This window comes from Janthinobacterium sp. GW456P (assembly GCF_002127655.1).
In the GTDB taxonomy this organism is placed as follows: Bacteria; Pseudomonadota; Gammaproteobacteria; order Burkholderiales; family Burkholderiaceae_D; genus Janthinobacterium.
The window spans coordinates 104415-114104 of the sequence record NZ_NEHB01000017.1 but is presented as its reverse complement, the minus strand read 5'-3'; the positions used below and the strand labels follow the sequence as shown (position 1 = coordinate 114104).

The window sequence follows — 9690 nt, the reverse complement described above, 5'->3', positions numbered from 1 at the left end:
TGGCGCCGGCCGCTGCTGGCCTGGCTGGGCGTGCAGCGCCTGCGCGCCGAACAGGCGGGCGACACGCAAGCGGCGCAGCGCCTCGCGCGGCGCATGGCGGTCGTGGAGCAGCCGCCGGCCCCCTGAAAAATGCCGCTGGCGAGCCCAAGCCCGGAATAATCGGGCATAATCGAGCCAGGACATCAATGCCATGCAGGCAGCGAGGTGTGACGATGCAGTTCGAGGATTTCGACCTTTCCACTCCCGATACCGGCCGGCCTGCCGGGGCGGCGCCTGGCGATGACGCCTCGGCGGCCACGGCCGTGCGCCTGCAATACCTGCTCGACAATACACCCTCCATCATCTATTGCACCGTGCCCAGCGGCGACTTCAAGATGACTTTTGTCAGCAACAATGCCCTCAATGTGCTGGGCTACCAGCCCGAGGAAATGGTAGCCGATCCCAATTTCTGGTTCGACCATATCCACCCGGACGATGCGCCCGGCATTTTTTCCAGCCTGGCGCAGATCTTTGTCGAAGGCGCGCGCGCCTATGAATACCGTTTCCGCGTGCGCGACGGCAGCTACCTGTGGATGCACGACAGCCTGCGCCTCGTGCGCGACGAGCACGGCGTGCCGTTCGAAGTGATCGGTTCGCTGACGGACATCACCGAACGCAAGGGCATGGAAGCGATGCTGCAGGCGCGCGGCGAAGAGCAGCAACTACTGATCAGCAAGTTACAGGAAGCGCACGACCAGCTGCTGCAATCGGAAAAGATGGCCTCCATCGGCCAGCTGGCGGCCGGCATCGCGCACGAAATCAATAACCCGATCGGCTTCGTCAACTCCAACATGAGTTCCCTGCAAGGCTATGTCGGCACCCTGTTCGGCGTGATCGGGCAATATGAAGCGGCGATGCGCGACACGCCGGACGGCCCGGCCCTCGCCGCGCGCGTGGCCGAGGTGCGCGCGCAGGCCGACCTGGCCTTCCTGCAGGACGACATGGTCGATCTGGTGCGCGAATCGATGGATGGCTTGAAACGCGTGCGCGACATCGTGCAGGCGCTGAAGGATTTTTCCCACGTGGGCGAGACGGACTGGCAGGTGGCCAGCCTGCATGCTGGCCTGGACAGCACCCTCAATATCGTCGCCAACGAATTGAAATACAAGGCGCGCATCGAGAAACACTATGGCGAGCTGCCGCCGATCCTGTGCCTGGCCTCGCAGCTGAACCAGGTCTTCATGAACCTGCTCGTCAACGCGGGCCAGGCCATCAGCAGCGATGGCGTGATCAGCATCCGCACGGGCCACGCGGGCGACTGGGTGTGGGTGGAGATCGGCGACACGGGCGCCGGTATCGCACCCGAGCACCTGAACCGCATCTTCGAGCCGTTCTTCACCACCAAGGCCGTGGGCAGCGGCACGGGTTTGGGGCTGTCGCTGTCGTACGGCATCGTCAACAAGCACGGCGGACGCATCGAAGTGGCGTCGGAAGTGGGCCAGGGCACGCGCTTTACCGTGCACCTGCCGCTGCAGCCGCCCGCCGCCGCGAACGCCTAGACTTCCTTCACGGGCGCGTACACGCGGATGCTCAGCCTTCCGCCATTCTTGCCTTCGAAATCGAGCAGCTGGGCGATCACGCGGGCCGTCAGCACGTGTTCGGCCGCCAGCAGCATCAGGCCGTCGCGGCTGATCAGGTCGCGCGACAGCACCATGCCCGGTTCCAGCTGGCCCGACAGCACGGTCAGGTCGCGCGCCGGCGGCTCCGTCTCTTCCATGATGCCGCGGAAAGCGGCCACCACGGCCGGGTCGTAGCGCTTGCCGACGCTGTCGTAGATCAGGGTGCGCGCTTCCTCGGCACGCAGGCTGCGCTGCACCATGGCGCCGATCTGCAAGCCGTCGTAGTCCGAGGCCAGCGCCAGGATGCGCGCACCCATGGGAATGGCCAGGCCCACCAGGCCATCGGGAAAACCGCCGCCGTCGAAGCGCTCGAGCTGCGAGCGCAGGATGACGGAGACGGCGCGCAGCTCGTCGAGCGCCATCAGCAATTGCTCGGCGCGCAGCGGATGCTTGCGGAACGCGGCCAGCTGCTCGCCCGTCCAGGCGCTGGCCGGCAGTTCCAGCACGTCGTCGCTCAGGCTGAGCTTGCCGATATCCTTGAGCAGGGCCGCGATGAACACGTCGCGCGCCTCCTGCCCTTCCAGGCCCAGCGCCTGCGCCAGCTTGCGCGACAGTTCCGCTACCCGCCGCGCATGGCCGGCCAGCTTGCCGCCGCGCATTTCGATCAGGTTGGAAAACACCTTGATCGTCGTCACGAACGTGGCCTTCAGGCGCTCGTTGGCCGCCTGCACCTCGTCGTGCGACTGTTTCAGCTGCTGCGTGCGCGTGGCCACCTTCGCTTCCAGGCTGGCGTTGAGCGCCTGCAGCTCCACGTTCTGGCTGGCCGTCAGCTCCTCCAGGCGCCGTTTTTCCTGTTCCAGCGCGCGCCGTTCCAGCGCGTGGCGCACCACCAGCACGATATCGTTTTCGTCCCACGGCTTGGTCACGTAGCGGTAGATCTCGCCCTGGTTGATGGCGTCGAGGATGGACTGGATGTCGGCATAGCCGGTCAGCAGCAGGCGGATGGTGCCGGGCCAGCGCTGGCGCACCTGGGCCAGGAACTGCGCGCCATCCATGTGCGGCATGCGCATGTCGGAGATGACCAGGTCCACCGTCTCGCTCTCGAGCAGGGCCAAGCCGGCCGCGCCGCCGTCGGCCGTCAGCACGCGGTAGCCGTGCGGACGGAACAGCCGCCGCAGCGACGACAGGATATTCGGTTCATCGTCGACGCACAGGATGGTGGGCGGCGCGGCCGCGGTGCTGGCGCTGATACTGGTGCTCGTGCTCATGCTGTCCTGTTCGTTCATGGTGTGACGGGCTGCGCCTGGCGCACGGGCAAGGTGATGCGGAAGGTGGTGCCGCGGCCGATGACGCTGCGCACGTCGATGCGGCCATGGTGTTTCTGCACCGTCGTGTAGGCCAGCGACAGGCCCAGCCCCGTGCCCTTGCCGACGGCCTTGGTGGTAAAAAAGGGGTCGAAGATGCGCGACAGGTGTTCGGGCGCGATGCCGCCGCCCGTGTCCTCGACCTCGATCCACACTTCCGTGGCGTTGTCGCTGCCCGTGCGCAGAGTGATGCGTCCGCGCGCCTCGCCCATGGCGTGGGCCGCGTTGACGACCAGGTTCATGATCACCTGGTTCAGCTCGGAAGGCTGGCATTCGATGTCGGGAATGTCGCCATACTCGCGCACCACGTCGGCCTTGTACTTGACCTCGTTGTTCACGATGTTGAGCGTGGTATCGATGCCCTGGCGCAGGTCGGCCCAGACCCACTCCTGGTGCGCATCCGTGCGCGAAAAATCCTTCAAGTCCTGCACGATGCGGCGCACGCGCGAAATGCCTTCCTTCGACTCGCCCATCAGCATGGGAATGTCGGTACGCAGGAAATCGAGGTCGATCTGTTCGCGCAGCGCGCGCAGGCGCGCCGCCACCACGGGGTCGGCGACGGCCGGCTCGGCGTCCTCGTAGGCGTCGAGCATAGAAAACAGGTCGTCCAGGTAGCCTTCCAGGGTGCCGACATTGGAAAACACATAGCCGATGGGATTGTTGATCTCGTGCGCCACGCCGGCGGCCAGCTGACCGATCGAGGCCAGCTTTTCCGACTGCAGCAGCTTTTGCTGGGCCAGCGACAGCTTGCTGTTCAATTCCGTCAGGGCCAGGTTGCGTTCGCGCAATTCGAGATCGGCGATCTGGCGCTGGCGGATATCGTCGGCCAGGCGCTCGTTCATTTCCGCCAGCTGGGCCGTGCGCTTGGCCACCAGGTGTTCCAAGTTGTCGTGCGCCTTGCGCAGCGCCAGTTCCGCCAGGCGCCGCTCGCTCACGTCGCGCAGGGTTTCGATGGCGCCCACCAGGCGTCCCTGGCGGTCGCGCAAGGGCGCCGCCGTGAAATGCAGCCAATGGCCGTCGGGCCCGATATCGGCAAAGAAATCCTCGGCCTCGTAGGCGCCGGGGATCACGGGTGAACGCTTCAGCTTGCCAAGGTAAAGGTCATTTTCGCCGAGCGCGATATCGTCGGCCACCAGCAGGTCGGCCAGGCAGGCGCGCGGCTGCGGATAAAATGCCTTCCAGTGGTCGCGCGTGCCGACCATCTCGGCGGCAGTGAAGCCCAGCAGCTGTTCGCAGGCGCTGTTCCAGTGCGTCACCACGTGGTTCGTATCGATGGCGAAGGTGGCCACGGGATGGCCGTCGAAAAATGCCGACAGCGCGATGGAGTCGCTGCGGCGGCGTTCCGGCGTGGCGGGCAGCGGCTGCCCTGCGTCTGTTTCCATGGCCTCTATCCTGTTCATGCCAGCATGATCCGCGACATTTCATCGAAAGTGTGTTCGGTTTGCGCCAGCAGCGCCAGCCAGGCCTGCTCGTCGAGGGTGAGGCTGCGCCAGGCCGCGGGCGATAGCGGCGGCACCAGCGCATCGTCGACGCCGGCCAGGTCGAGCGCCAGGGCGACGGCATTGGCCATATGCACGGCCAGCGGCAAGCCGCCCGCCTCCAGCCGCTCGATGGCGTGGTGGTCGGCCACCGCTTGCTGTATCGACTCGGGAAACTTCCAGTAGGCGGCCAGGGCGCGGCCCACCTGCGCGTGATCGATGCCGATGACGGCCAGTTCCGCCTCGGCCATCTGGCAGTCATGCGCCTGACGGTGGCTGCGCACGAGCGCGTGCTCGGCCGGGAAGCGCGTCACCAGCACCAGGGTACCCAGGTCGTGCAGCAGGCCAGCCGTGAACGCCGTTTCGGGATTGACGCGCAAGTGCGGCGCCAGCAGGCGCGCGGCGATGGCCGTGGCCAGCGAATGGCGCCAGAAGGCCTGGAAATCGAAGCCGCCGCTCACGGGCGCGAAGCTGCCCGTCAGGGCGCAGGCCGTGACGACAGTGCGGATGCTGTGAAAGCCCAGCACGGATACGGCTTGCGGAATGCTGGTGACCTTCGATTGCATGCCGTAGAACGAGGAATTGGCGATGCGCAAGGTTTTCGCCGCCAGGCCCTGGTCCAGTTCGATCTTTTGCGCCAGCACATGGACGTCCGTGTCATCCTGGTCCATGCTCGACAGCAGCTCCAGCACGACCACCGGCAGCGACGGCAGTTCCTGTATCTGGCGGATGATATGTTCAAAGCTGAGCCGTGTCATGCGCCGCTCCCTTGCCGGTAGCGCTGCAGCAGCGCCAGCAGCTCGGCCCCGGCGGAACCGGGCGGCGTGGCGCGGAACAGCACGGCCAGGCGCTCGAGGCGGCGCAAGCGTTCCTGCTCGGCATGCGCCTGCGCGGCGGGGTCGGGCGCCTCGTCCATGACGACGTGGCAGCGCTCCACATTGCGCCTGCGCAAAGCCGTCAGGCTCGCCGCCGTCAGGGTGGCGCCCTGGGCCAGCAGCACGGCGCCGCTGGCGTCGTTCAAGGCCTGCGCCAGCACCATGCCTTCCTGCGCCTGCTCCATGGAAATTTCGCGTCCGCTTTCACTCATGTATCCACTCCATGACGACTCAGGGTGACCAGGCTGCCGCGCGAGCGCGAATGCAGGCCCATCGGATGGACCGCCACGGTATACGGCTGGCCATCGATGGCTGCCAGGCAAGGCGCGCCCTGCCCGTCGAACAATTGCGGCAAGACGATCGCCGCCTCGTTGCCCAGCAGGGCCGCGCCCCGTTCGAACAGGTTGGCCGCCGCCGCGTTGATGAAGGCGATCATGCCGTCCTCATCGAGGCCGATCACGGGCAGCGGCAGAAATTGCAGCAATTCGCGCGCGATGCCGAGGCTGACCTCGTCGCGGCTGATCTGGTGCTGCTGCTGGCGCACCAGCGCCTGCATGGCGGCATTGGCCGCCGCCAGCGCCTGGTTGGCGTCGCGCAGCTGCGCATTGAGGCGCACGTTGTCGTCGTCGATGCCCTTCAGGCGAAAGGCTTCGGCGATATGCTCGCGCAGCTGGTGGTCTTCCCAGGGCTTGGTGAGAAACTTGAAGATGGCGCCCTCGTTGACGGCGTCCGTGACGGCCTGCAACTCGGTATAGCCCGACAGCATGATGCGGATGGTTTGCGGACACAGCAGCTTGGCCTTGCGCAGGAAGTCGGCACCCAGCATGCCCGGCATGCGCTGGTCCGACACGATCACATCGACGGCATGGCTGGCCAGCACGTCCAGCCCTTCCTGGCCGCTGTTGGCCGTAATGATATGGTAGCCATCGCGCCGCAGCAGGCGCTTGAGGGAAGCGAGGATATTGGGCTCGTCATCGACCAGCAGCAAGGTGCGCGGCGGCGCGGCAGGCTGCTGCCCGGCGTCCGCTGCCAGCGCCGCCATACCCGGCATGCCATGCTCGTCGTGCACATCCATCGGACCATCCTCTCATCGCCATGGCGATATCGGAGCTTGCCTGGAGGGGAATCTGCCGCGCGAGACAGTCTTGCGAGTCTTGCGCGGCATCCAGCTTGCGTTGAAATTATACGACTAAATATTCCTTCATTGCACTTATCCTGCACTTATCCTGCACTTATCCGCGCCGTGCCGGACAAGGCGTGTCGCGGTAAAACACAAAGCCGCCCAGGCCGATGGCTTGCGTATCGGCCTTGACGCCGTACACCAGGGTGTTTTTCTGCCCGTCGACGCGCAGCAGATTCTTGTGCAGGACAATTTGCGCGTGCGACAGTTCCAACGACGGCGTCGGCGCCAGTTGCAGGCGCAGCTCGGACGTGGCCGCGTCATACTCCCAGCGGCCCGGATTGAAGAAAGCGAAGCCGCCATCGAAACGCAGGCTGCCATCCTTGAACTGGGTCAGGCAAATGCCGGGAAATTCGCTGGGCGGGTTGTACCAGGTGGCGGCCACGGCGGCATCGGCAGGCGCCTTGCCCGGCATCTGCATGCCGCTCGTGCCGATGTTGCCGCCCATGCCGGCGCAACCGGCCAGCGCCAGCGCGCAAGCCAAAGCGCCCGCGCGCGTGATGAATATCCTGTGCATTGCCGTCCCCTTGCTTTATAGAAACACAATCTTAGTCCGGGAAGCGTGGGCATTCAAGCGGCGAGCGCACATAAAACGGATTTAATTGTCCCCGGCCGCTTTTGCCGCCATGGCAGCCGCTTCGCGCAACTTGTCCTTCTTGCTCTTGCGCGCGCCCTTCACGCCGCCGTTCACCGTATCGGTCGCGGTACTCACGGGCGTGGGCAGTTCCGTCGGCTCGAAGCCGGCCACCACTTCGCGCACGATGCGCAAGTCGTTGCGGTTTTCGATCAGGCGGAAATGCGCTTCCGTGTCGGCCGTGACGAAACTGATGGCCGTGCCGCTTTCGCCGGCGCGGCCCGTGCGGCCGATGCGGTGCGTGTAATCGACGGCCGAGCGGGGCAAGTCATAGTTGACGACGGCCGGCAAGCCGGCGATGTCGATGCCGCGCGCGGCCACGTCGGTGGCCACCAGCACCTGCAGGCGGCCCGCCTTGAAGTCGGCCAGCAGCTGGCTGCGCGTGCCCTGGCTGAATTCGCCGTGGAAGGCGCCCACGTGCAGGCCCGCGCGCTGCAGCTTGTCGGCCACGTGTTCGGCCGCGTACTTGGTGGCGACGAACACCAGCACCCTGTCCCACTGCTGCTGCAGGATCAGGTAGCGCAGCAGCTGCGTGCGGCGCGGCACGTCGACCGTGATGGCGCGCTGCACGATGTCGGGCTGGTCCTTCGGTTCGGATGCCACCTCGATGCGCACGGGCTTCTGCAGCAGGCTGTCGGCCAGCGCCTGCACGCTGTCGGGGAAGGTGGCGGAAAAGAACAGGTTTTGCCGCTGCCCGGGCAGCAGCGCCAGGATGGCTTTGATTTCCTCGCTAAAGCCCATGTCGAGCAAGCGGTCGGCTTCGTCGAGCACGAACAGCGACACGCCGCCCAATTTGACGGCGTTCTGGCGCACCAGGTCCAGCAAGCGGCCGGGCGTGGCGACGACGATATCGGCGCCGCCGCGCAAGTCCATCATCTGCGGATTGATCGACACGCCGCCGAACAGCACGGAAATCTTCAGCTTGATCGGCAGCGGCTTGGCCAGCGCATGCACCGTCTGCCCCACTTGCGCGGCCAGCTCGCGCGTGGGCACGAGGATCAGCGCGCGCACCTGGCGCGGGCCGGAAACGGGCGCCATCAGCGCCTGCAGCAGCGGCAGCGCGTAGGCGGCCGTCTTGCCGGAACCCGTCTGCGCCGCGCCCAGCACGTCGCTGCCGCGCAGGATGGCGGGAATGGCGGCCGCCTGGATGGCCGTCGGCGCGGCATAGCCGGCCTTCTCGACGGCGCGGACCAGGGCGGGAATCAGACCCAGGGAGGAAAATGGCATAGCGGGCCTTCTTTATTCGGAAAGTGAGACCGGCCGCAATGTGCGGCCGGTCGGAATAGCGACAGTATAAGGCAATGGCCGTTAACACCCAACCAAACCTACTGCGCGTCGGCATAGGCGGCCTGCGATGCTCACTGTACTATTCGTACAGTTCCGCTTCTCGGCCACCTCTTCCTTCCGCTCGCTACGGTTTGATTGGGCGTCGTGGCGACAGTAGATCATTACTTGGGCATTTGCAGCGCCGGATGGCCTGTTTCATCGTAGCCGGGCATGCCGCGCCGGATCGCGTGCGAAAAGTCCGCATCGTCGTTGGCGGCCCGCGCGCGCGCCGTGACGTGGCCGCCATCGCGCAACTGCTGGAAGGTCTGGCCAGGTACCAAGCCCTGGACGTCGAACAGATAGCGGTCCAGGTAGCCCGAGGCCATCAGCCGGTAATCGAGCGGCAGGCCCGGCACGATGCGGCGCACCATCTCGAAGACGATGGTGGTGCAGTTGGCCGTCAGGGTGTTGTAGAAGCGCGGCTGGGCCTTCAGCGCTTGCGCCTCGTCCAGGTAGGCAAGGAACAGCGAGCGCATGGCCGCTTTCGGCATCATCACGCGGTACAAATGCATGTCCTCGCCGCGCGCATTCGTGCGCACGCGCAGGATGTCGCGCTCGTCGGCGGCGATCAGGCTCATCTCGAAATGCTTGAAGAAGCCGCCGATGGCGGAAAAGCTCTCGCCCTTTTCCTTGCGGATCTCGATGGAAAACGTCAAAAATCGCCCGTCGGCAAAGCCGAACGAGATCAGCGTGTGCGCAATATACGGCCCCGTCCAGTACGACAGCGCCGTGTCCACCGTGCGCAGTTCGTCGAGGTCGTAGCTGCGCTGCTCCCACCTGACCGTGTAGTCGTCATCGCTGCGCCAGTCGAAATTGCGCACATTGTCCAGAGTGACCAGGTTGCCCTTGAGCGTGCCCGTGACGTTGCGCGCCACGTCGTCGGCCCACACGCGCTGCTGCTTCGGCGCGATCAAACTCCACCACACGAGCAGCAGGATGAAACCGGCCGCATACGGCAGCAGCACGCGCGCGTCGCCGCGCGCCCACCACAGCGCGATGCTGGCCACGCCCAGCGCGCCCCACAGCAAGGCGCCGATGGCTTGCGCCGCCGTGCCGCCGGACAGCTGGTACCACAGCGCCAGCGCGCCCCACAGGGCGGTCAACAGGAGAATCAGGGAAACGGCCATTTTGCCGAGGGTGGCCAGCACGGAGCGGGCACGCAGTGATAAGAAAGTCATGTCCCGATTATAAGGGCAAGCGCAGGAACAGGTGCGTCCGGGCAAGTTTCAAGCGAG

The 9690-nt window shown here is 65.8% G+C and carries 9 protein-coding genes; 1 reads left to right on the top strand and 8 read right to left on the bottom strand.

The window, feature by feature from the left end:
• The first annotated feature begins 212 nt into the window (after positions 1 to 212).
• On the top strand, positions 213 to 1538 hold the full coding sequence (locus CBW66_RS17355; protein WP_086139330.1) for an ATP-binding protein: 1326 nt from the start codon (positions 213 to 215) through the stop codon (positions 1536 to 1538).
• Here the strand turns inward: CBW66_RS17355 and CBW66_RS17350 are convergent.
• The 8 genes from CBW66_RS17350 to CBW66_RS17315 all read right to left on the bottom strand — a co-directional run bounded on the left by CBW66_RS17350 (position 1535) and on the right by CBW66_RS17315 (position 9633).
• Complete coding sequence (locus tag CBW66_RS17350; RefSeq protein ID WP_086139339.1) at positions 1535 to 2866, bottom strand: HD domain-containing phosphohydrolase; 1332 nt, start codon at positions 2864 to 2866, stop codon at positions 1535 to 1537. The genes CBW66_RS17355 and CBW66_RS17350 overlap by 4 nt on opposite strands.
• Before the next feature lie 14 nt (positions 2867 to 2880).
• Complete coding sequence (locus CBW66_RS17345) at positions 2881 to 4344, bottom strand: ATP-binding protein (protein ID WP_086139329.1); 1464 nt, start codon at positions 4342 to 4344, stop codon at positions 2881 to 2883.
• Positions 4345 to 4358: 14 nt separating this feature from the next.
• A complete protein-coding gene (locus tag CBW66_RS17340) occupies positions 4359 to 5198 on the bottom strand; it encodes an HDOD domain-containing protein (protein ID WP_086139328.1) in 840 nt (279 codons plus the stop codon).
• Entirely contained in the window at positions 5195 to 5527 is a 333-nt protein-coding gene (locus CBW66_RS17335) for a hypothetical protein (protein WP_086139327.1), read from the bottom strand. Before CBW66_RS17335 ends, CBW66_RS17340 begins: the two co-directional genes overlap by 4 nt.
• On the bottom strand, positions 5524 to 6390 hold the full coding sequence (locus CBW66_RS17330) for a response regulator (protein ID WP_086139326.1): 867 nt from the start codon (positions 6388 to 6390) through the stop codon (positions 5524 to 5526). Before CBW66_RS17330 ends, CBW66_RS17335 begins: the two co-directional genes overlap by 4 nt.
• Positions 6391 to 6547: 157 nt before the next feature.
• Positions 6548 to 7012, bottom strand: a complete 465-nt coding sequence (locus CBW66_RS17325) for a hypothetical protein (protein WP_086139325.1) — start codon at positions 7010 to 7012, stop codon at positions 6548 to 6550.
• An 81-nt stretch (positions 7013 to 7093) separates the two neighbouring features.
• Positions 7094 to 8356, bottom strand: coding sequence for a DEAD/DEAH box helicase (locus CBW66_RS17320; RefSeq protein WP_086139324.1), 1263 nt, complete (start codon positions 8354 to 8356; stop codon positions 7094 to 7096).
• A gap of 221 nt (positions 8357 to 8577) precedes the next feature.
• Entirely contained in the window at positions 8578 to 9633 is a 1056-nt protein-coding gene (locus CBW66_RS17315; RefSeq protein ID WP_170932898.1) for a DUF4105 domain-containing protein, read from the bottom strand.
• Positions 9634 to 9690: the final 57 nt, after the last annotated feature.